General features: G+C 43.5%; 22 protein-coding genes and 2 pseudogenes. 14 read left to right on the forward strand and 10 right to left on the reverse strand.

Annotated features, from left to right (window positions below):
• The 3 genes and pseudogenes from FTV08_RS14035 to rimI all read left to right on the forward strand — a co-directional run.
• Positions 1-125, forward strand: a pseudogene (locus tag FTV08_RS14035) (elongation factor Tu); the annotation flags it as partial.
• 225 nt (positions 126-350) lie between these two features.
• A complete protein-coding gene (locus FTV08_RS14040) occupies positions 351-1,232 on the forward strand; it encodes a metal-dependent hydrolase (RefSeq protein ID WP_164543255.1) in 882 nt (293 codons plus the stop codon).
• A 105-nt stretch (positions 1,233-1,337) separates the two neighbouring features.
• Positions 1,338-1,799 carry a ribosomal protein S18-alanine N-acetyltransferase gene (rimI, locus tag FTV08_RS14045; protein ID WP_164543256.1) on the forward strand — a complete coding sequence of 154 codons (462 nt, stop codon included), beginning with the start codon at positions 1,338-1,340 and terminating at the stop codon, positions 1,797-1,799.
• Positions 1,800-1,811: 12 nt separating this feature from the next.
• On the opposite strand, the gene FTV08_RS14050 is transcribed toward rimI, so the two are convergent.
• The 3 genes from FTV08_RS14050 to trxB all read right to left on the reverse strand — a co-directional run bounded on the left by FTV08_RS14050 (position 1,812) and on the right by trxB (position 4,435).
• Positions 1,812-2,627 (reverse strand): arginyltransferase, encoded by an 816-nt coding sequence (locus FTV08_RS14050; RefSeq protein WP_180087551.1) that lies wholly within the window; start codon positions 2,625-2,627, stop codon positions 1,812-1,814.
• 21 nt (positions 2,628-2,648) lie between these two features.
• Complete coding sequence (aat, locus tag FTV08_RS14055) at positions 2,649-3,380, reverse strand: leucyl/phenylalanyl-tRNA--protein transferase (protein ID WP_180087552.1); 732 nt, start codon at positions 3,378-3,380, stop codon at positions 2,649-2,651.
• Between the two features lie 92 nt (positions 3,381-3,472).
• On the reverse strand, positions 3,473-4,435 hold the full coding sequence (gene trxB, locus FTV08_RS14060) for a thioredoxin-disulfide reductase (RefSeq protein WP_121980281.1): 963 nt from the start codon (positions 4,433-4,435) through the stop codon (positions 3,473-3,475).
• A gap of 249 nt (positions 4,436-4,684) precedes the next feature.
• On the opposite strand from trxB, the gene FTV08_RS14065 reads away from it, so the two are divergent.
• On the forward strand, positions 4,685-7,744 hold the full coding sequence (locus FTV08_RS14065; RefSeq protein WP_180087553.1) for a DNA translocase FtsK: 3,060 nt from the start codon (positions 4,685-4,687) through the stop codon (positions 7,742-7,744).
• 60 nt (positions 7,745-7,804) lie between these two features.
• Here the strand turns inward: FTV08_RS14065 and FTV08_RS14070 are convergent, their stop codons facing one another.
• The 6 genes from FTV08_RS14070 to FTV08_RS14095 all read right to left on the reverse strand — a co-directional run bounded on the left by FTV08_RS14070 (position 7,805) and on the right by FTV08_RS14095 (position 12,324).
• Positions 7,805-8,092 carry a PA4642 family protein gene (locus FTV08_RS14070; protein ID WP_180087554.1) on the reverse strand — a complete coding sequence of 96 codons (288 nt, stop codon included), beginning with the start codon at positions 8,090-8,092 and terminating at the stop codon, positions 7,805-7,807.
• Positions 8,093-8,288: 196 nt separating this feature from the next.
• Entirely contained in the window at positions 8,289-8,561 is a 273-nt protein-coding gene (minE, locus tag FTV08_RS14075; RefSeq protein WP_004279256.1) for a cell division topological specificity factor MinE, read from the reverse strand.
• Positions 8,562-8,563: 2 nt separating this feature from the next.
• The gene (minD, locus tag FTV08_RS14080) at positions 8,564-9,376 is read right to left on the reverse strand and encodes a septum site-determining protein MinD (protein WP_004646120.1); all 813 of its coding nucleotides are present in this window, start codon (positions 9,374-9,376) and stop codon (positions 8,564-8,566) included.
• A gap of 66 nt (positions 9,377-9,442) precedes the next feature.
• Complete coding sequence (minC, locus tag FTV08_RS14085; RefSeq protein ID WP_114541550.1) at positions 9,443-10,156, reverse strand: septum site-determining protein MinC; 714 nt, start codon at positions 10,154-10,156, stop codon at positions 9,443-9,445.
• Between the two features lie 159 nt (positions 10,157-10,315).
• The gene (locus FTV08_RS14090) at positions 10,316-11,380 is read right to left on the reverse strand and encodes a preprotein translocase subunit SecA (protein ID WP_180087555.1); all 1,065 of its coding nucleotides are present in this window, start codon (positions 11,378-11,380) and stop codon (positions 10,316-10,318) included.
• A 2-nt stretch (positions 11,381-11,382) separates the two neighbouring features.
• Positions 11,383-12,324 (reverse strand): acyltransferase, encoded by a 942-nt coding sequence (locus tag FTV08_RS14095; RefSeq protein ID WP_180087556.1) that lies wholly within the window; start codon positions 12,322-12,324, stop codon positions 11,383-11,385.
• Between the two features lie 252 nt (positions 12,325-12,576).
• On the opposite strand from FTV08_RS14095, the gene FTV08_RS14100 reads away from it, so the two are divergent.
• The 10 genes and pseudogenes from FTV08_RS14100 (at position 12,577) to FTV08_RS14145 (ending at position 22,770) form a co-directional block, all read left to right on the forward strand.
• Positions 12,577-13,230: an OmpA family protein gene (locus tag FTV08_RS14100; protein ID WP_004646124.1), complete on the forward strand. Its 654-nt coding sequence runs from the start codon at positions 12,577-12,579 to the stop codon at positions 13,228-13,230.
• A gap of 137 nt (positions 13,231-13,367) precedes the next feature.
• Positions 13,368-15,407 (forward strand): UvrD-helicase domain-containing protein, encoded by a 2,040-nt coding sequence (locus tag FTV08_RS14105; protein WP_005107705.1) that lies wholly within the window; start codon positions 13,368-13,370, stop codon positions 15,405-15,407.
• A gap of 47 nt (positions 15,408-15,454) precedes the next feature.
• Positions 15,455-15,907: a dUTP diphosphatase gene (gene dut / locus FTV08_RS14110; protein ID WP_005247107.1), complete on the forward strand. Its 453-nt coding sequence runs from the start codon at positions 15,455-15,457 to the stop codon at positions 15,905-15,907.
• 288 nt (positions 15,908-16,195) lie between these two features.
• Positions 16,196-17,009: pseudogene (locus tag FTV08_RS14115) on the forward strand (IS5 family transposase).
• Between the two features lie 157 nt (positions 17,010-17,166).
• Positions 17,167-18,585: a phosphomannomutase/phosphoglucomutase gene (locus FTV08_RS14120; RefSeq protein WP_180087557.1), complete on the forward strand. Its 1,419-nt coding sequence runs from the start codon at positions 17,167-17,169 to the stop codon at positions 18,583-18,585.
• A 10-nt stretch (positions 18,586-18,595) separates the two neighbouring features.
• Positions 18,596-19,504, forward strand: a complete 909-nt coding sequence (argB, locus tag FTV08_RS14125; protein WP_004279270.1) for an acetylglutamate kinase — start codon at positions 18,596-18,598, stop codon at positions 19,502-19,504.
• A 131-nt stretch (positions 19,505-19,635) separates the two neighbouring features.
• Positions 19,636-20,484, forward strand: coding sequence for a class II glutamine amidotransferase (locus FTV08_RS14130; protein WP_004730575.1), 849 nt, complete (start codon positions 19,636-19,638; stop codon positions 20,482-20,484).
• Between the two features lie 275 nt (positions 20,485-20,759).
• Entirely contained in the window at positions 20,760-21,215 is a 456-nt protein-coding gene (locus FTV08_RS14135; protein ID WP_180087558.1) for a bacteriohemerythrin, read from the forward strand.
• 143 nt (positions 21,216-21,358) lie between these two features.
• On the forward strand, positions 21,359-22,438 hold the full coding sequence (locus FTV08_RS14140; protein WP_180087559.1) for a hypothetical protein: 1,080 nt from the start codon (positions 21,359-21,361) through the stop codon (positions 22,436-22,438).
• Positions 22,438-22,770, forward strand: coding sequence for an RnfH family protein (locus tag FTV08_RS14145; RefSeq protein ID WP_005107703.1), 333 nt, complete (start codon positions 22,438-22,440; stop codon positions 22,768-22,770). The genes FTV08_RS14140 and FTV08_RS14145 overlap by 1 nt, the downstream gene beginning before the upstream one ends.
• Before the next feature lie 100 nt (positions 22,771-22,870).
• On the opposite strand, the gene FTV08_RS14150 is transcribed toward FTV08_RS14145, so the two are convergent.
• On the reverse strand, positions 22,871-23,269 hold the full coding sequence (locus FTV08_RS14150) for an outer membrane protein assembly factor BamE (RefSeq protein WP_004279275.1): 399 nt from the start codon (positions 23,267-23,269) through the stop codon (positions 22,871-22,873).
• Positions 23,270-23,295: the final 26 nt, after the last annotated feature.

The raw sequence follows: 23,295 nt of genomic DNA on the forward strand, positions 1-23,295 counted from the left end.
GTGACAACGTTGAGATGTCAGTAGAGCTAATCCACCCAATCGCAATGGACCCAGGTCTACGTTTTGCGATCCGTGAAGGCGGTCGTACAGTGGGTGCTGGTGTAGTTGCTAAAGTAACTGCATAATCGCTGATTGTGTAAGAAAAGCGCCTCTTTGAGGCGCTTTTTTTTGATTCAAACTTTTTATAAAACTAAAAATAGATTGTCGGACAATGATTTTAAAAGCTGTCCTTATCTGATATTGGCTTGACCTAAACTGCACTTATGTAAAAAAAAATTACCACGTAATATACAGATAAGAATATGAATATTACATTTTCGGGTCTGGATTGGCCTGATGGGAGTGGTCACATGAATGCGAAAGTAAATATTACAAATCGTGCGGGTGCAAGTTTTCCAGTTCGTCGTATGAACTTTGATTTTGATGCTGTACCGGAATATTGGATGAATGGTTCAGCAGGTCTCACTCATTTTATGACGGCATTATCTGCGCTATTTCCAGCGGGAGAAAAGTTTTTTATAGATTCAGTCCGTGCGGTGCGTAAACATCCTGCAATTGCCAATAATGAAGCATTACAAAAAGAAATTTCCGCTTTTATTGGTCAGGAAGCGATGCATACTCACGAGCATATCGGCTTTAATGCATCTGCGCAAAAACATGGGCATGATGTTGATACGCTTGATCGTTATACCGATAAAGTCATTCAAACGACACGTAAAGTCATGGCTAAACTGGGTAAGCCTGTGGGTATTACCCAAGAAATGGTAGATTTAACTGCAACCACGGCACTTGAGCATTTCACTGCAACCATTGCCTCACAGCTTTTGACCAATAGCCATATTCAAGAATTGATGACAGATGAAACCATGAAAACCATGTGGTTATGGCATGCCATCGAGGAAAATGAACATAAGGCAGTTGCATATGATGTCTTTGAAGGAGTTTTTGGCAAAGGCCTAAAAGCCTATGCACTGCGTACTTCATCCTTGGTCATCGCAATGGCAACCTTATTTGTGGTACAAAGCTATTTCCTCGCCCGTTTGCTTAAACAGGATCAGCAATTCAATCTTGAGTCCTTAAAAGCCATTTATACCTATGCCTATAGTCCTTCTAAAGGTGTCATTACGGGTATGGCGAAAGAAATGCTGATGTATTTTAAACCGGGATTCCATCCGAATGATCATCATACAGATCAACTGTTGGCGACCTGGAAAGCCAAATTGGGTTTGTGACAGAACTGAAGATTGGAGAGCGACTAAAATCGCTCTTTTTTTTGCTCGATTTTTTGGATGAAGTTTCTATAATGCGGAGGTTGATTCTATATAAGATGAACGAAGATGATTCGTTTAATGCAAGCAGCGGATGTAGAAGTCGTTGCAAAGATTGAAAAATCAGTTCAATCACATCCCTGGACTTTAAAACAGTTCGAAGATGCTGTAACGGCTTATCAAAGTACCGTGATTGAAGTGCAAGGGCAGGTGGCCGGATTTTGTATTTTACAACCAGTGCTGGATGAAGCCAATTTATTGCTCATGGCAATTGATCCGGCACAGCAAGGTCAGGGCTTGGGCTATCAGTTGCTGGAGGCTTCAGTGGCGATGCTAAAAAATAATCCGGTGCAGATTTTCCTGGAAGTGCGCGAGAGTAATCTGGCTGCGATCAAGCTGTATGAAAAATCAGGCTTTCATCAGATTGATCTGCGCAAGAATTATTATCCTAACAGTAACGGAAGCCGTGAACATGCCATCATTATGGTGAAAGCATGTACAGATGATTTTGCCAGTCTGTTTAAATCATAAAAGCTGACGACCTTATTTAATAATCTGGTGATTCCATCCGCTGGGTAAGGTCGTCATTAATGAGTTTCCCAAGTGCTGAATCTCCGTGGCACTTAGGGCATGATTTAAGCGTCGCCATTGTCCATCGATTAAGAGTTCCAAGGGTAGATACTGAGATTTGTAATTCATCTTGTTAGAATGTGGCACCCAATATCCCAGATAGATAAATTGCAAGCCCAGCTTTTGTGCATGTTCAATCTGTTTCAAGATTGCAAAAGCACCAAGTGAGCGGCGATTTTCATCTGGGTCAAAGAAGGTATAGACGGCAGAAATGCCATCATCCATCAAGTCACAGGTTGAAACACTGATTAGACGCTCATCTTGCCATAATTCTAGAAAGAAGCTGTCGGCACAGCTTTGTAATAAAAATTTTTCGAACTGATCCCGAGTGGGTGGGAACATGTCGCCATCTGAGTGGCGTTCATTAATATAGCGTTCATACAGCGCATAATGTAGATCACCGGCGTGCTCTGGACTGGTAATTTTCATCACCAGATCCTGATTCCGTTTCCAGGCTTTTTTTTGTGAACTGTTCATGCGGAATTCAACAACAGGCACACGCGAAGACAGACATTGACGACACAGATGACATTCGGGTCGATACACGAAATCACCACTGCGGCGGAAACCGGTACGTGACAGTTCCGATAAAGTTACGACATCAATTCGATGTGCAGGATCCAGAAAAACCATGCGCGCCGACTTGTTGGGTAAATAGCTACAATCATGCGGCGGCGTAATATAATACTGTAAATCGTTCAGTAGGGCCTTTGGCTGATAAGAGTTCATAACAACTACCCTCTGTTATTTTCATTCACTTAAGCGCGCGTTTTGCGCTATTGTTTTACTTGAAAATACACCTTCCTGATAATTTTTCCAATCAATCGCAGGCTTTTTTACAATATCTTGTAAAGAATTAAGATAAGCTTGGCGAGAAAGTGTACAGGCACCCAGACTTAACAGGTGATCATTCACCAGTTGGCAGTCGATCCAGGGTAGTTTATTTTCCTGTCCAATCAGCATTAAAGTATAGAAAGCCATTTTAGAAACATCGGTTTGCGTACTAAACATGGATTCACCAAAACAGCCTTGACCGATGGTCACACCATAAAGTCCACCCACGACGCGATCTTCATCCCAGACTTCAATGCTATAGCTATATCCTGCGTCAAACATGTCGCAATAGCCTGCGATAATATCTTCACTGATCCAGGTGTCGTCTGCATAAGCACGCGGCAATGAACAGGAACGAATCACCCTTTCAAAAGCATGATTGATTGTAATTTTATAGTCCTGCTTTTTCATATTGCGTAGCAGGGATTTGCTTGGATGATAATCTTCGGGGCGAATAATGCAGCGTGGTTCCGGACTCCACCAGCAAATTGGATCACCTTCTGAAAACCATGGAAATAATCCATGTGTATAGGCTTCATAAAGTGTAGAAGGGGAGAGGTCGGCACCAATACAAATCAGTCCTTCACCTTCAGGATCAACCTCGACCGGATTGGGAAAAATGAATTCTGAGGGAGGAAGTAAAGACATGGCAAACCCGACATAAATCTATAGATAAATCATCATCTCATTCTAGCAATAAAAAAGCCGCCCATAATGGACGGCTTTTTTATTCTTGCTGCTTAGTCTAGTTTGCCCATCGCATCAAGATATTTTTCCGCATCAAGCGCAGCCATACAGCCTGAACCCGCAGAAGTAATGGCCTGACGGTAAATGCTGTCCGCAATGTCACCGGCTGCAAATACACCCGGTACCGAAGTTTGGGTTGCATTACCTGCAGTACCACTTTGCACCTGGATATAACCATCACGAAGCTCTAACTGGCCTTCGAACATGGCGCTATTTGGCTTATGACCAATCGCCACAAACATACCCGTCACATCAACGTTTTGAGTAGAGTCATCTTGAGTTGATTTAAGACGAACCGAGGTCACGCCAGATTGTGCATCGCCTAGAACTTCATCGACCTGATGGTTCCAGATAATGCTGATCTTGCCTTCTTTTTCTTTGGCAAATAAATGATCTTGCAAGATCTTTTCAGAACGTAGTGAATCACGACGGTGAACCAGAGTCACGTGAGAAGCAATATTAGATAGATACAACGCTTCTTCAACAGCGGTATTACCACCACCTACGACCATAACTTTCTGGTTTTTATAGAAGAAACCATCACAGGTTGCGCAAGCACTGACACCTTGACCCATATAGGCTGCTTCAGATTCCAGACCGAGGTATTGGGCAGTTGCACCGGTACAGATAATCAGGGCATCACAGGTGAATTCTTCCATATCGCCTTTTAACACGAACGGGCGCTGGCTAAGATCCACTTCATTGATATGGTCATACACGATTTCAGTGCCAAAACGCTCTGCATGTGCCTGCATACGTTCCATCAAGGCGGGACCAGTCAAACCTTCGGGATCACCCGGCCAGTTATCGACGTCAGTCGTCGTGGTCAGCTGACCGCCCAGTTGCAAGCCTGCAATCAGGGTAGGTTTCAAGTTTGCACGCGCTGCATACACTGCTGCGCTATAGCCCGCAGGGCCAGAACCTAAAATAATCAGTCGTGAGTGACGTGCGCTCATCAGCTGTATCCTTTTTTATTTAGAAATTTATTGAATTATACGTGAAACTGTATAACAGTGGTGTGAGATTAAAGTCGATATTATTGATCATTGAAATCGATTTGAGCTATATAGCATAAGTAACATTGTGCTTGCACAATAGTGCATCTTTTTTCACAGAACAGGTGCATAATATGTATTTTATTGCGTCGCTTTTTTCAAGCATTGAAGCAAAAGAATATTCATGAAGAATTGGTTACAGGACAGTATATGACAGCGGTGTCGAGTGCCTATGCACAGCGCTTAGTAATGACATTATTTTTAGTCTCATTTGGGATTTATCTGTTTCTTGCAACAGTGACCTATACGCCATTTGATCCGGGGTGGATGCATATCTCCAGTGATACGCAGACCGTTTCGAATGCCAGTGGGGTAGCGGGTGCCTGGATTGCAGACCTTTTGTTTGGCTTTCTCGGTTGGGCAAGTCTGCTGATCCCTGTCTATCTGTTTATGGAGGCGATTCAGGTCTGGTGGCCGCGTAGCTTCCTGAACCGGCCATTTCGCTATGCTGCGCAATTCTTCCTGTTGCTGAGCACCTCAGCGCTTTTGTTTTTATTCTGGCAAGTCCCTGCTGATACGCTGGATAATTCTTCCGGCGGTATTATTGGCTATGAATTAGGTCAGAGTCTTGAACAATTGCTGACAGTATACGGTGCAGCATTCTTCTTGTTTGTGCTTTGGGTGGTGTTATTTACCTTGGCTTTTGGGGTGAAGTGGAACAAGACCTGGAGCAGCCTCAAAGCAACGCCTGCTTATCTGCAAGATCTGTTCTACCGCAATGTGCCTGAAGGCATGTCTGATTTTGACCGTACTGCACCTGTTGCCAAAAAAGAGCCAGTCATTAGTGCAAAAAAAGTAGCGGTTGCAGTAACACCTGCGCCTGAGCATCAACTGGTAGAAATAGATCCGGTGGTGCGCGATCAGGTGGCTGAACGCTTATTTGATGATTTTGCCGATAAAGAATCACAACAACCGCAGTTTTATGAGGATATTCCTGAGGCTGAGCAGCAGGCTCCTGAGCCAGTCGAGACATTTAAGCAAGTACAGCAAGTGCCTCAACAGCCGGATCGTGTGGTAGCGACAGGCGAGGTGTGGCGTGCCTTACATTCAAATGAAGATCAGCGCCATAAACAGGATATTGATGCCTTACTCAAAGCAGCCGAAGAAGAACAGCTTAATTCTCCAGTCTCACATATAAGCGCTCCTCAACCTGTTTCAGCACAGACTCATGCTCACACCAGAACCGCATTGGCTCCACATACAGGCCTGGACTGGGATGATGATGAAATCTTTGATGAACTTCTGGCTGCAGTTCCGCAAGGCAAAACTGCGACCGATGTGCATAGTCCATTCAATACAGCGCCAGCCGAAAAGACGGCAAGAATTGTAGAAGACATGACCAATGTTGCACCTGTCATGGCGTCTATGACAACGGCACATGTCGTGAAAAATAGCGCATTACAGGCCGATCTGGATGACCTGGGTGATTTACTGATTGAAGAAGATGAGCCAAGCCAACCGGTACGTAGTTCTAGCTATGCTCAATCTTCTGCTTTTGTTCAGGCACCAATTCAGCATCAGGGTATAGAGCAACCAGTATCTCCTCCTTCTGCAACTCATGCAGCAGTACGCGAGGCTTTATCTAAAGAAGAATTTGTAGAAGCCTGGCAAGAAACGGCTGGTAAACCACAAGATGAAGACGAGTTTGATTTTGATGCTCCTTTAACTGATGCTTCAGGCCGTCCGATGTCACGTGCCATGCAGGTGGTGGAGCGCCGTAAAGATTTATCACCACTTCCAGGGCTAGATTTACTGGATGAAGTCGATCCGAATAAAAAAGTGAATTTTACCGAAGAGCAGCTGGCACGTTTATCTGAATTGCTTGAAATCAAGCTGCAAGAATTTAATGTCAAAGCTAAAGTGGTAGAAGCACAGCCAGGCCCAGTCGTGACACGTTTTGAACTAGATCTGGCGCCAGGGGTAAAAGCCTCCAAAGTGACCAATATTTCGCGTGATCTGGCACGTTCGATGTCGATGGCATCAGTGCGTGTGGTTGAAGTCATTCCGGGTAAGCCGTATATCGGAATTGAAGTACCAAACAGTACCCGTGAAATGGTCCGTTTGATCGAACTTTTGACCATTCCAGCCTTTACTGATCCGAATAGTATTCTCTCTATGGCAATGGGTAAGGATATTTCCGGTAATCCGGTGATTGCTGATCTGGGTAAAGCGCCGCATATGTTGGTGGCAGGGACCACGGGTTCAGGTAAATCGGTGGCGGTGAACTCGATGATTTTATCGATGTTGCTGAAATATACCCCAGATGAATTGCGTTTAATTCTGATCGATCCGAAGCAGCTGGAACTGGCAAACTATAATGATATTCCACATTTGTTGACGCCTGTGGTTACTGATATGAAAGATGCAGTCAGCGCATTGAACTGGTGTGTCAATGAGATGGAACGTCGTTATAAGCTGATGTCTTTCCTGAAAATCCGTAAACTAAGCGACTATAACCGCAAGGTGGAAGAGGCGATTGCCAATGGTGAAGACCTGATCGATCCTACTTGGAAAGCCAGCGATTCTGTTGTGGGTGAGCGTGCGCCGCGTTTGACGCCGTTGCCATCCATTGTGATTGTCGCGGATGAGTTCGCGGATATGATCATGCAGGTCGGTAAAAAAGCCGAAGAAATGATTACCCGTCTGGCACAAAAATCACGTGCGGCCGGTATTCACCTGTTGCTTGCGACCCAGCGTCCATCAGTAGATGTAATCACAGGCTTGATTAAGGCCAATATTCCGACACGTGTCGCATTACGGGTTAACTCCAAGATCGATTCGCGTACCATTCTGGATGCCGGCGGTGCAGAAGATTTGCTTGGTCATGGTGACATGCTATTCCTCGGCCCAGGTAAGATTGAACCTGAGCGTGTGCATGGTGCATTTATTGCCGATGACGAAGTCAACCGGATCTGCGATGCATGGCGTGAACGTGGTTCACCAAATTATGTCGACGAGATCCTGACACCATTTGATGAAGAGCCATCCAGTCGTGGTTTTGAAGACGGTGGCGACGGTGGATCAGACCGCGATGCACTGTATGACCAGTGTGTGGCATTCGTACTAGAAACCCGTAAGGCTTCTACTTCATCCTTGCAACGTAAATTCAGTTTGGGCTACAACCGTGCTGCACGGATCATTGACCAGATGGAAGAAAACGGCATTGTCAGCGGTATGGGTGCTAATGGCAAACGCGAGATTCTGGTTTAGTAGTCTATCTTCAATAAAAAAGCCTGCTTTGAAAGCAGGCTTTTTTTATGTATTTTTGACTCAGGCAAATTTTGCCAATACATCCAGGAACTCGGCACTTTGACGCGGGAAAGTGACAATCACGTCATGAATGCGTTGTCCTTCCGGATTGGTTGCATTGACATCACGGCCATCAGCGACAAATTTCGTCAACAGGCGTTCATAATCGAATGGACGCATATGCTTGAAAGCATGATACAGCACGTGAAAATCAGCATTAACACCTGCAGGAGGAAGCTGATTCAAGTAGGCAAATACACGCTCATCTGACCATTCTTCGTTAAAGGTCGCTGGTTGAGATAATGCCATCGCAATTTCCTTGATCTAATGTAGTTTTTTCGGCATGAAAAAAGGCAAAATATGAGACTAGATTAGCAAAGCACTGCTTTGCCTAGTCGCAAGACTTGAAGCTATGCTTCAAGTGGGCGGAATATAGCTAAACTACTATTTCTACCACTCTCATATTTTGCCTTGAATCAATTTACTTGACCAATCAAAAATCAGATTATCGTTCTTCAGGTAAATTGATATTCATTTCAAGCATTTCAATATTGGCTTCAGAACGGACCTGCATTTGAATATGCTGTTCATCGACACCGCGAACATAACGATTGACCACTTGCATGATTTCAGTCTTCATCTGGTCAATTTTGTCCTGGCTCAAGCGACGACCCAAGCCTTGTTCGGATGCAACGATCACCTTCAAACGGTCTTTAGCAGTCCGTGCGCTTGATGGTTTATCCTCGCCACTAAAAAGTTTACTCCAGAATCCTGCCATGTCTACGCTCCAAATAGTCGTGCTAACCAGCCCTTAGGTTTTACCTCGATATGACGGTAAGGACGCTCTTCGCCAAGGAAACGCGCAACCAGATCATCATAGGCCTGACCTGCAGAAGCTTCAGTGAAAAGAATCACCGGCTTACCTTCATTCGATGCCTGTAAAACGCTTGGACACTCAGGAATAACGCCCAAGGTCGGTACACGTAAAATATCCTTAGAAATATCATCAATCGTTAGCATTTCCTGTTTATCGGCACGTTCCGGATTGAAACGGGTAATACACAGATGCTTACGAATGCGACCTTCGTTTTGTTCTACTTTTTTAGTTTTACTGTCGAGCATACCAATGATACGGTCAGAGTCACGTACTGAAGAAATCTCAGGGTTGGTCACAATGATGGCTTCATCCGCATGATACATGGCCAAAATAGCACCACGCTCAATACCGGCAGGCGAATCACAGATAATATAATCAAATTCCTGCGAAAGCTCATCCATTACACGAGCAACACCTTCATCGGTTAAGGCATCTTTATCACGTGTTTGTGATGCAGGTAAAATATATAAATTTTCAATATCTTTATCGCGAATCAGTGCTTGTTGTAATCGTGCTTCGTTATTTAAAACATTCACAAAATCATAAACTACACGGCGTTCACAGCCCATAATCAAATCAAGGTTACGTAAACCTACATCAAAATCAATAACAACAGTTTTGTGACCGCGTAGGGCTAAACCTGTTGCAAAAGATGCACTCGTTGTAGTTTTACCTACACCACCTTTGCCTGACGTTACGACAACAATTTTCGCCACCGAATCCACTCCTGTTATGGTTCAAATACCCTGTTTAAAATGGGGTTTTTGGTGTTTATTTATACATTAAAATTGTAGAGCTTCAAATACAAGCTCTAGTTGATCATTCAAGTAAATATGCACAGATTTTTTAACTACATGCGGTGGAATATCATCCGCCACACAATAGGTTCCTGCAATTGAAATCAGTTCTGCTTCGAGACTATGACAGAAAATGCGTGCTGCAGTATTGCCACCCGCACCCGCAATGACCCGACCACGTGCGCTGCCATAAACATGAATATTGCCTGAAGCAATCACTTCTGAGCCACTGTTGATACCGGCATTAATAATAATGTCGCCATTATGCTGCACGATACATTGGCCGGTACGCAGGATTTCATCATGATATGAGGTGATATGCGCGACGATCGGAGCAGCAGGTGCTTGATTATCATTCACCGCTGTAGGTTCTGGTTTAACTTCCACGACCTGTTCTTTGGTGGCTTTAATTTCTTCTAACTGGCGATCAGGTGGCAGTACCGGGAACTGAATGGCGCGCGCCTGATCTCCAAGTAAACCCTCAGTAACAGCCATAGGCTGTACATCCAGACTGATTAATAGTTGAATTAGCGCAATGAGTTCCTGTTCAACTGAACTTTCAATGACTGCCAAAGTGCCGGGTGGAAATGCTGCTTGTAGTTTTGGGCTAAGTTGCTGGCGGATTGCATCATGATCATTGGTATCTAGGCTAATGCGTATCGCATTGACCATTCTGCCTTTTATCCGTATATCAGCCATAATTCTTCCTTAAATACTTCTGACGTGCTGGTTTTGTGTCGAAGCAATGTTGTAAATAGTGCAAATCCTAGAACAAATTGCAGTAATTCTCTAGTGATCTCAGTTATTTTTTTATGCGAACAGAACCGGACGGATTGATCTGATTCTGTACTTTAAACTTTACTTATCTATTGAGCTCTGATTTTGCTCATGTTCTTCTAAAATCTGTTGCCACTGTTTGACTTTCACCTGTTTTCGGATTGCTTCAAGTGTTTCAAAAACAGCCGATTCGACCAATTTATCAATATGTGGATTATGTTCAATCTGAATCTGGCTGATTTTATCTGAAATTAGGGTAAAAGTCGGATTTTCTTTTTGACCTGTGTGGGTAAATGGTTCAATCAGTCCTTGCGTGATATTTTCACCCAGGCGTTGACCAATACTTTGAATTTGCTGTTCAATCCGGCTGCCCACAATTGGAATCAAACGTAATAATTGGGTCAATTCAGGAGTGTCTTCAATCGCCTGATTCACTACTTGCCCTACATTTTTAGCGATCATGGAACGTTGTGACTGTAATTCCTTGCCTAAAGATTCCTGCAAGATATCTGCCAAGGCAATGGCCAGTAATTTACGATGATGTTCCACCAAATCATCAATTAACTGTTTATGTGATGTGCTCGTGGTCAGTTCACGCTTAATACCGTCCAGTACAGTCAGTACCACTCGACTAGAAAGCTCTTCCATCAGCATGTTGTAATAAAAGTTGCCTTGGCGATACCAGCGATTGGGAATTACTTTATAACCATGGCTATGCAGGTTGTAGCCAATCGCGACGGCTCGCAGCAGGCGCAGGAAACGTAGCTGAGGGATAATGGATAAAATTTCATACCAGTGCACAAAAGGGAAGAACCACCAGCGTCGATGATGACGCAGGACAATTGCGATGACCCAGCGTGCCAGTAATTCACAGACCAAGAAAGTGGTAAACCAGCCCTCGGTAATGATGACCCAAGGGCGTAAATCACTTTTATAAAACTGCAAGATTTCCGGTAAACGAATGAAGTCAAACAACCACTTACCAAAATCGCTCATTAAAATGGCGTTGGCACTGAGACAGAACAGATTGATGATGATTAAAACCATCATGAAAATGTCGTAAATCAGTGCAATTTTCCAGCCCCATGTTCCTTTACGAACAAATTTAAATGAGCTGGAGGTAATGTCCGGGTTGTCGTTGTTCATAATTACTCAGTTACAGATCCGATCGGGGCTTGGGCAAAGTTCTGCTGCATTTGTGCGATGAGCTGATCTTTTTCAGTCCAGATCTGATCTATCCATTTCTGGAAACGTGCACGGTATGCAGCATCATCTTCATAATTGCCACCGAGCACCCAGTCAGGAATATCAATTTTTCTTAAATTTACCGCAATACGTGGCACTTCACCTAACCAAAATTCACCATAGCCCGGAATACCGTCAGGATAAACAATGGTCATGTCGACCAGCGCATCAATTTTATCGCCGAGAATACTGAGCGCCAATGCCAGACCACCGGCTTTAGGTTTCAGTAAATGTGTATAGGGTGACTGCTGCTGATCATGCTTTTCTTGGGTAAAACGCGTGCCTTCCAGATAATTTAACAGGGTAAAAGGCTGACTGATCAACTGTTCACAGGATTTACGTGCTTCTTCCATATCCCGATATTTCAGTGCAGGATTTTTAGCAATCTGTTCCTTGCTATGCCGCTTCATCATCGGGAAGCCTAAGATTTTAAAAGCCTGACCGACAAAAGGAATAAAAATAAGTTCCCATTTAGTAAAGAAGCGCGTCAGGGGCATACGGGTCAGACCGAAGTACTGATTGACAGTAGTATCGACCCAGCTTTGATGATTACAGGTCATCAAATAACGTCCCTGCATATTCAAATCCAGTGATTCATCTACACTGATTTGCCATTGCGTGTTTTTCAGCACATGCTCAATCAGCCAATTATTGACCCCTAACCAGCTGTTGGTAATCTTGATATTGGTTTCATCCACTTTTGCGGATTTTTTAAAAAGTTTGGTTAAACCCAAGGCCAGCACCGGGGGACCATGAAAAAAAGTACTGCCCGTCATGACGGATGTGACCGTCAGGCCACGCGCCAGTTTTTTTAAAGTCGGTTGCTTGTTGCTATTCGATGACATATCCAAACAGTCCCCAGAGATTAATCACTTAAATTTTTTCATATTTTGAGTAATATAGAGACAGTTAGGCAAATAAAAAAGCCTAAACAGGAAACTATGAAGATATTGTGACGAACTACTTGGTTTTAGTTACATATAAACATTACAAAATATTACTAAACGATTTATTATTAACAAAAATTCAATGGTTAGCCCATTCAATTTAAATCATTATCTCGCTTAACAACAAAGCATACAACAAGGAGTCATGCGATGCGTGCACTAGTCATTTCAGCAGCTGTAGCAGGGGCCGTAGCACTTACAGGTTGTCAATCAACTGGTAATAACATCGGTGGTGTGGAATATGATAAAGCTGCTCTAGGTACTTTAATTGGTGCTGCAGCAGGTTACGGTGTTTCTAAAGGCAATGCGAATACCAGCCGTCAAAATAACCGTGCAGCAGCGATTGGTGCTGTTGTTGGTGGTGCAGCGGGTGTGTATCTTGATAACAAAGAGAAAAAATTACGTCAAGCAACAGCGGGTACGGGCGTAGACGTTAACCGTAATGCAGATGGTTCGATTAACCTTGTGATGCCAGGCAGCATTACATTTGATACCAACAAATCAAATATCAAACCAAACTTCTATGGCACTTTAAACAAAGTGGCGCAAGTATTAACTGAAGATAACAAGAGCGGTATTCTTGTAACTGGTTATACAGACAGCACGGGTAATGACTCAATTAACTTGCCATTGTCTCAAGCACGCGCAAACTCTGTAGCGACTTACTTGGCAGGCCAAGGTGTTTCACGTACACGTATTAATGCTCAAGGTTTAGGTTCAGCGAACCCAATTGCAGACAATACAACTGCCGCAGGTAAAGAGCAAAACCGTCGTGTAGAAATCGCGGTATATGCAGTTCAATAATTCTTGAACGCTTAAGAAAAAACCACCTTCGGGTGGTTTTTTTATATCTGAATATTGATCTGATTAATCGTATTTTAAATTAGGCAACTGACGCAGAGATGACTATAATCGGAGCCGAATCTAGAAGAGGAAGCCATATGTCACTCGCCAGTCAGTTAAATGACAAGCAACTTGAAGCCATGAAATACACTCAAGGACCCTTGTTAGTACTTGCAGGAGCGGGTTCAGGCAAGACTTCAGTGATCACGCGAAAAATCGCGTATTTAGTCAAGCATTGCGGGATTCCCGCACATCGTATTACTGCGATGACTTTTACCAACAAGGCAGCACGTGAGATGAAAGAGCGTGTCAGCAAATTGTTGACGCGTGAAGAAAGTAAAGGCGTTTCAGTTTCGACCTTCCATACTTTTGGCCTGAATATGCTGCGCCTGGAGTTGAAACATACCCCACTGAAAAATAATTTCTCGATTCTGGATGCTGACGACTGTAAACGCATTCTGATGGATCTGATGCAGCGTGACAATTTATCCGGTGCAGAAAGCAAAGAACTGATTGCCAAAGCCATGAAAATGATCTCGGACTGGAAAAATGATCTGATTCCACCCGAGCAGGCACATACCACCTGTGAAACTGCCGAAGATGTGCAGTTTGCGCATTTATATCAGCTTTATGAACGTAACTTACGCGCCTATAACGCCGTGGATTTTGATGATCTGATTGTAATGCCGACGCGCTTGCTGCAGGAAAATGCTGAAGTCCGTGACAAATGGCAAAACCGCGTGCGTTATCTGCTGGTGGATGAATATCAGGATACCAATACAGCACAGTATATTCTGGTGAAATTACTGGTTGGCGTGATGGGACAGTTCACCGCCGTAGGCGATGATGACCAGTCAATCTATGCCTGGCGTGGCGCTAAACCGGAAAATATGGCCTTGCTGCAGCAGGATTTTCCTAATCTGAAAGTGATTAAGCTGGAACAGAACTATCGTTCGACCAGTCGTATTCTCAAAGCAGCCAACACTGTCATTGGTAATAATCCGCATATTTTTGATAAAAAGCTCTGGTCGGACAAAGGCCATGGTGAAGTGATCCGTGTGATTACCTGCCGCAATGATGATGATGAAGCAGAACGCGTGGTTAAAGACCTGATCACGCATAAATTGATGAACGGTAAAAGCTGGAAAGATTATGCGGTGTTGTACCGCGGCAATTTCCAGGCGCGTATTTTAGAAACCCATCTGCGCCAGATGCAGATTCCGTATAAATTATCTGGCGGACAGTCCTTCTTCGCACGTGCCGAAATCAAGGACATGATGAGCTATTTACGCTTGATCATTAACCCTGAAGATGACAGTGCATTTTTACGAATTATCAATACGCCAAAACGGGCAATTGGTCCGGTAACGCTGGAAAAGCTCGGTCTATTTGCTCAGGAAAATAATCTGTCGCTTCTGGCTGCGGCTGCGGATCAGCGTCTGACCATGGCGATTCCGAAAAAGGCCACGACTCAATTGGCTGAGTTTGCCGATTTTATTGAGGGTTTTACCCGCAATTTACTGGATGATGATGAACCAGTGCCAATTATCCGCCAGATGATGATTGAAGCCGGTTATATCGATTACATCAAGGAAACTGCAGCCACACCAGCGCAGGAAAAGACCAAGCTCGACAATATCGAAGTGCTCTATAGCAGCATTCAAAGCCTGATTAACCGCACTGAAGATGTTGATGAAAAAAATATTGAAAGTGTGATTCGTAAAATGGTGCTGCTGGACATGCTCGAGCAGCAGCAGGAAGAAGAGGACACCGATAAAGTCAATTTATTGACTTTGCATGCGTCTAAAGGTCTGGAATTTCCTTATGTCTATCTGATCGGGCTGGAAGAAGAAATTCTGCCACATAAAAACTCGATCGCTGCAGAAACGGTCGAAGAGGAACGCCGTCTGATGTATGTGGGGATTACCCGTGCACGTCAGGGACTGACCATTACTCTGGCAGAACAGCGCAAGGCCGGTGGGCAGATGAAGCAGATGACCCCAAGCCGTTTTCTGGATGAATTACCAGAAGATGAGCTGGAATGGTTAGGTCGTAAGAAAAAGCTGGCAGGCAACATCGATCCGAAATTACAAGCCCAACATTATCTGGATAATTTGCGTAATCTTATCAAACGATAAGGCGCAAGGCTTGCTCTTATTTTAAATGAAACAACAGGAATGAATACATGAAAGTTCAGGTGAAAGTCCTTGACTCGCGTCTTGGTCAGGAATGGCCATTACCGACTTATGCTACGACAGGTTCAGCGGGGCTGGATTTGCGTGCGTGTGTTACAGAAACTACGATCATTGAACCAGGCCAAACGGTCTTGGTGAAAACCGGTTTAGCAATCTATATTGAAGATCCTGCATTTGCTGGTCTGATCTTGCCACGTTCGGGTTTGGGTCATAAACATGGGATCGTGTTGGGTAACCTGGTAGGTTTAATTGATTCTGATTATCAGGGTGAATTGATGGTATCCGTTTGGAACCGTAGTCAGACGGCATTCAGCTTAGAGCCAGGTGAACGTTTGGCGCAGTATGTGTTGGTTCCTGTGGTACAAGCTGAATTCGATCTGGTGAATGAATTCGAAGCGACTGAACGCGGTGCTGGCGGTTTTGGTCATACGGGTAAAAACTAAGTTTTAATCATGGTTTACATTCATTAACTGGATGTAAGCCATTTTTAGTTGATTAGATTAAATATTAAAAAAAATGAGTGGGTTGAAATATATTTAAAAAATAAAACCTTATTTTTCGGCCAAGTAGAATTATTTAAATCTAAAATTTATGTAGTGATCAAATATCTAATCAGATGAAACTCAAAATAAATATAATTAAATAATCATTGTTTAATTACAAGAACCCTATAATTCTAAAGTTGTAGATTAGATCTCTTGCGAAAGTAAAAAATTGTTTATACTAGCCCCATGAAATATGAAAATTTAACTCGATTTAATGATGGGGAATTTAAACGACTCGTTGGAGTTCCTCGTCCATTATTCTTAAAAATGGTATCGGTGTTACAACACGCTGAACTTGCCAAGAAAAAATCTGGAAGGCCGCATTCTTTGTGTTTAGAGGATCAATTATTGTTAACTCTAAACTACTTACGCTGTTATAGGACTCAAATTGAATTATCCGCTGACTATAATCTTGCTGAAAGTAATGTGAATCGTACTATTCATAAAGTTGAAAATGCTCTGATTCAATCACGGATTTTTGCATTACCCAAAAGGAATTAAAAGTTTAGTGAAGGTGATTATGTGATCGTTGATGTCACTGAGTCACAGATTGAGCGTCCCAAAAAAACAAAGAAAATTCTATAGCGGTAAAAAGAAGAAACATACGCTAAAAACACAGGTCATTTTTAACCCAAGACTAAAGCAAATTGTAAGTATACAGGTCGAAAGTGGCAGAAAACATGATCTGACGATTGCGCGTAAGTATTTTAAGGAGATGATCATTTATCCTTGTATTATGGCAGATTTAGCCTATAAAGGATTTCATCAGATTAAGAGTAAGTTACTCATTCCAATCAAGAAACCTAAGAATTTATCATTACCCAAAATAGCAAAACAGATCAACCAAGAAATCAGTCGGCGTAGGATCACAATTGAACATATCAACGGCAAACTTAAATATTTTCGGATATTAACAGAACGGTATAGAAATAGACGGAAACGATTTGGTCTAAGAATGAATTTAATTGTTGGAATGGTGAATTGGATGCTCTTGAATTAACTTTCGCAAGAGATCTATTATATTTTTATAATTGATTGTTACATTGAAATCGTTTAAAAATAGCGGGTCTTAAAACAAAAACAAATGTTTAAAGTCATTATGCTGAAATCATCATTTTAAATCTCCTTATTTTAACGAATAGTGAAAAGACAGTTTTATGGGATCTATGAATCATCCATTCCCCATGCATATCTTTCGTGCTTATGACATACGCGGTAACGTCAGTCTATTAGGTGCCGGGATCATTGATGCAATTGCCCACGGTTTAGCCCAGCAGTATCAGACTGCGGGACAGACACGTGTCGCCATTGGTTATGATGCACGCATCAGTAGTCCGGCTTTTGCCGACACGATTGCCCGTATTTTTAAAGATTATTCGCTGGAAGCCACTATTGTAGGTTGTTGTTCCAGCCCAATGCTATATTTCACCGCACGCCAGTTTGATGGCAATGGCATTATGGTCACTGCCAGTCATAATCCTAAAGAAGATAATGGTATTAAATGGATTATTGATGGTGAACCACCTTGTCCTGAGATGATTCAACAGGTGGCCCAACTGGCAAAGTCACATTGCGATAGCCAGCTAATTACTTTAGCTGAATTGCCGCATCAGATTATTCCAGAGTTTTGCCTGCAGTATCAGCAGGGAATATTAGAAGATATTCAATTAAAGCGCTCATTTAAAGTGATTCTGGATGGTCTGCATGGCTCAGCCGGACGTTGTGCTGACTTGGTACTCAGAAAAATGGGCTGTGAAGTGATTGCTTTACGTTGTGAGGCGAATGGACATTTTCCGGATCATGCGCCGGATCCTTCGCAAGACAAACATCTTGAGACTTTACGTCAAACCGTCATGCAACAGCAGGCTGATCTCGGTATTGCCTTGGACGGTGATGGCGATCGCTTGGTTCTGATTGATGAACATGGTCAGATTATTACAGCCGATCAGTTATTGTGCCTGTTTGCTGAAATTTGTCTCAATGATTCAGCGCCATGCCAATTTGTTTATGATGTGAAATGTTCAACCTTAGTTCGTGATACGGTGCAACGTTTAGGTGGAGAGCCGGTGATGATTCGTACCGGCAGTTCATTTCTCAGAACTTATCTGAACCAGTCTCAGCATCAGGCGATTTTTGGTGGGGAATATGCCGGACATTATGTCTTTAATGATGGTCGCGGTTGGGGCTATGATGATGGACTCTATGCAGCGCTCAGAGTCATGGAATATCTGGATCAAACTGGTCTAAGTTTGGCGCAGGCCTTGGCGGCTTATCCAAAACGGTATGGTACTGAAGATCTTTATATTTCAACGCGCCAAGTGCGTCCAGTTGAGCTTTTAAACTTCGTTGAACAGCAATCCGCAAGAATTCATGCGCAAATCAGTAAAATTGATGGGATACGTCTTGATTTTGAGGATGGTTTTGGCATCATTCGAGCATCCAATACAGGTGAGTATTTCACGGTGCGCTTTGATGCCAATAATGCCCAAGGTCTGAATGAAATTCGTCATCTGTTTGTAGCCATGTTGCGTGACCGTTATCCAGAGATCGCTCAAGACATTTTAGATGCTCAATAAGGAGAGGCGAATGCCAAATCAACAGACAGGCATCGACAAAGCACAGATTTTGACAGAAGCTTTGCCGTATATTCAACGCTTTGCGGGTAAAACCCTGGTGGTAAAATACGGCGGTAACGCGATGACCGATCCTGAGCTGGAAAGTTCATTTGCACGTGATATCGTATTATTAAAAACAGTCGGTATTAATCCGATCGTGGTACATGGTGGTGGCCCGCAAGTCGATTCCATGCTGAAACAGCTGGGCCGCGAATCAGACCGTATTGACGGCATGCGCGTGACTGATCCTGCGACCATGGAAGTAGTCGAGATGGTACTTGGCGGTAGCGTTAACAAATCTATCGTGAACCTGATTAACCAGCATGGTGGTCGTGCGATTGGTCTTACCGGTAAAGACGGCAACCTGATTCGTGCGCAAAAGCTGCTGATGGAAAAAGTGGCTGAAGATGGTTCAGTTGAGCAAATTGATCTGGGTCTGGTCGGTGAAGTCGTTGGCGTGAAAACTGATGTTCTGGAAATGTTTACCAATAGTGACTTTATTCCAGTCATTGCCCCGCTAGGTGTCGATGAAGAAGGCAATACCTATAATATCAATGCTGATTTGGTCGCTGGTAAAGTCGCTGAAGCCCTAGGTGCAGAAAAACTGATTCTACTCACCAATATCACCGGTGTCTTGGATGAAAATAAAAACCTGTTGACTGGTTTGACCACTCAAGAAGTCGATCGTCTGATCGAAACTGGCGTGATTTATGGCGGCATGATTCCAAAGGTCGGTTGTGCGCTGGATGCGGTAAAAGGCGGCGTCGTAAGTGCACATATCGTGGATGGCCGTGTACCTCATGCCAGCTTACTAGAAATTTTCACCGATCATGGTGTGGGCACCCTCATTACCAATCGTGCCAATCCGCATCGTTCTTAAGCCAATTTTTGCGAAAAAGAGTCTCAATAGAGACTCTTTTTTATTTGGATTTCTTATAGCCACCTATTTGAAATGACTGGGACAGTCATGCACAATAAGCTTCTAAGTAAATAGAGAGCTGAAACCAGACCATGTGCCAACTGCTCGGAATGAATTGTGCCACCCCGACGGATATTACTTTTTCCTTCCGCGGATTTTCCCAGCGGGCGGGCATTACCTCTGATCATGCGGATGGTTTCGGGATTGCTTTCTTTGAAGATAAAGCCTGCCGTCTGTTCGTCGATAACCAGTCCGCGATTGAATCACCGATTGCCGAGCTGGTACGTAATTATCCAATCAAATCACGCAATGTGATTGCCCATATCCGTAAAGCGACCCAAGGCAAAATTAATCTGGAAAACTCGCATCCTTTTAGCCGTGAACTTTGGGGGCGGCAATGGATTTTTGCCCATAATGGCGATTTATATGATTATTTTCCTGAACTGTCAGGGCGCTTTACCCCAGTCGGAAATACCGACAGTGAGCGTGCCTTCTGTTACCTGCTGGATCAACTGGTGAAACGCTTTGGCTATCATGAGCCGAAACTGGATCAGGTTTTCGATCTTCTAGCTGAAATTTCACCTGCAATCGCGGAGCATGGCACCTTTAATTTCTGCCTGTCGAATGGTCAGGCGCTGTTTAGCTATGCGATTACTAAACTCCACTGGCTGGTACGTGAATACCCGTTTAGACCGGCTCAGCTGATTGATATTGATGTCGAAGTGGACTTTAGTCAGGTCACGACCCCTGAAGATCGCGTCGCAGTGATTACCACTGAACCATTGACCCAGAATGAAGAATGGACTGCCTTCCAGCCCGGTGAAATGATCCTTTTTCAGCATGGGGCGAAAGTACGTTCTCAGTTGACGCATGTTGAACGTCTGGAACGTGAACGTCTTGATCCTTCCTTAAAACGCGTCACGCGAGCTGATCAATATTGAAATGCGATTAAAGACGGAGTTTAAACTCCGTTTTTTTATATTTAAAAAATAAGAAAAAATCTAAGAATAAATAAAGGTTTATTGCGGATTTTGGTTAATTAATATCTTAGCCTTTTACTCAGGATAAATTATTTTTAATTATATATAACAGAAACTTAAAATGAAAAAGCCGGATTTAGGCGGAAAGCCGACTAATTTGCTTCATTTTTATTTGAATCAATACGCTATATGCTCATTTTCACGTTATAAGTCCTTAATATTTATAGGTGGTCGTAATGAAAATGAAATGGGTTCCAGATTATAATACTGGTATCGATGTGATTGACGATCAGCACAAACGAATTCTCGATTATATCAACGAAATTGATGGAATTGATGCCAATACCGAGCGTGCCCGTATTAAACAGATTCTCGACAATATTATTGATTATACCCATTCGCATTTCACCTTTGAGGAATCTCTTCAGGAAGAAGCCGGCTATAAATATCGGGTGCCGCATAAACGTGTGCATGACCTGTTTATTAAAAAAATCGAGTCTTATCGTGACCGTTTTGAACTGGGACAGTCCATTGAATCAGAGCTGCACGAAGTATTATCGAAATGGCTGATTAACCATATTCAGCATGATGACGCCGATTATGTCGGTGCCGTGAAAGAAAATATGATGGGGATCATCAAGGAAAAAGAAAAGAAAACAGGTAAAAACTGGTTCGCTCGTTTCTTTTCATAATAAAAGACGTAACGAGATAACAAAAATTAAAATCTAATTATAATTTTTGCGCAGCAAATCACTGTCATGGTGGTTTGCTTTTTGTTTTTGATTTTCACCGCTCCACAAGGCAAAATAGCGCTAGATTTTTATAGGAATGCATCATGCAGGACAATGCTATGTCAAAATGGTTATCGCCGCTGATGGCTTTCTGTTTATCGTTTATTATCATCGCGACGCTCGCACCGATAACCGGTATACAGATTGATCGTCAGCTGGATTTCTGGATGCTCTGGTTGGCCACCATGCTGATTCTGGCGCTTCCAGTCTGCTACTTGGAAATTGCTTTGGCCAAGCGCTCTAAAACAACGCCATTACAGGCGCTGTCGACGCTGACCCGTGAAGCTGATGCGTCACAGAAATGGCGTATTGTCGGCTGGTTAAGTGTGATCTTTATTCCGTTTTTGGCAGGTGCCATGCTGAACAATGCCAGTAATGTTCTGGCGGTTGCTGCACTTGATCTTACACCGAATCTTCTGTTGATCGGATTGGCAATTGCTGCGCTGGCCTTGTCACTGCTGCCACGTCAAATTTTATTAGTGGTTACAGCGATTGGTGTGCTGGCGTCTCTGGTTCTGGCCAATGTGATGGGAACTGCGCTACCTGCATGGCAAGTCACACCAGTCGAGTTCTCGGAATGGGGCAATGCCACCGTATTGGCTTTGGTCGCAAGTGGTCTGGGCATGGGCTTGTACTGGCAATCTAGCCTGAGCGCTGTACAACAACAGGATGTCGCCAGCAAGACGGTATTGCCGATCTGGATTGCGCAGCTAGTTGCTGTCATTGCATTTGCTTTCTTTGCCATACAAGCACAAATTCCTGCATTTACTCTGGTCGCAGCAATGGTGGCAGCTGCCGCATTAATGCTGCAAATGGCACGTGAACAATTACAGCAACGCCAGCTTCATCCTGCAATTCAATGGGCAATTGTGGCGGCGGTCACGCTGATCTGGGCTATTCCAAATCTAAGTCCAATTTTCAATGTGGTGTTGTTAGTCTGGGGCTTATTGATTTGTTTGATCTATGCATTATTTGCCGGCTGGATCATGAAGATCAGTCATTTGCGTAAATCAATGAATTTCAGCTCTGAAGCATTTTATAACATTTGGCGTATTGCAGTACGCGTGGTGTTACCTGTCGGGATTATTCTGGCAATCATTGCTGTCTTGGGACAATTCGTCTGATGAGTGAGGCGATGATCTGGGTAGCGTATGCGACGCCAGAAAAACAATTTCATCTAGCCGTGCCATTTCAGCCCGGCATGACGGCACTGGATGCGATTGAGCAAAGTGGAATACGTGAGCAGGTCGAATTGCCTGAACCCTTATCTTTGGGCATTTTTGGCGTGCGTTTGCAAGATCATCAGCAGCCACTGGCAGCAGGGGATCGGGTAGAAATTTACCGAGCACTGACCATCAATCCTAAAGATATCCGACGTAAACGCGCCGAGAAAAATCCTGTGGGTCGTTATGCCAGAGGCAATCTTTTAAGAAAGCTGAAACCGTCTTCCGAATAGAAAGCGGCTTGAATGAGCAGTAGCCTCAATGATCTGCTCAATCAATCAGCTTAATCAAAAAAGCCCCTGATGATTCAGGGGCTTTTTCATGAGAAACCGACTATAGTGGAGGAGCATTTAAAATTGCTTCTTTTGATCCTGGTAAGCCGGGTTGAGATTCTGGAATCGTCTCCAGACCTTCAACACGTTCTACGATACCAGACTGGTTAAAGTAGATTTTCAAATGCTGGCCTTGGGCTGCCGGGATCTTGGCTTTTTTAGCGTAGGTTCCTGGGGTATAGTTATAGATGTAGTCCCAACGTAAAGGATTCAGTGGATCGCTTACTGTTGGACTGCCCAGTAAGAAACGCACCTGTTGATGGCTCATTCCCACCTGAATTTTAGCGGCTTGTGCTTGGGTTAAAGGGGTTCCTTGTGGAATATCTACTTTATAAACACCTAATGTCGAACAGCCGACGAGCAATGAAGTGACGAATAACGTCAACATGATTTTTTGCATTTTGCTAAACTATCCCAAATTAATTA

This window comes from Acinetobacter sp. YH12226, from assembly GCF_013417805.1.
In the GTDB taxonomy this organism is placed as follows: Bacteria; Pseudomonadota; Gammaproteobacteria; order Pseudomonadales; family Moraxellaceae; genus Acinetobacter.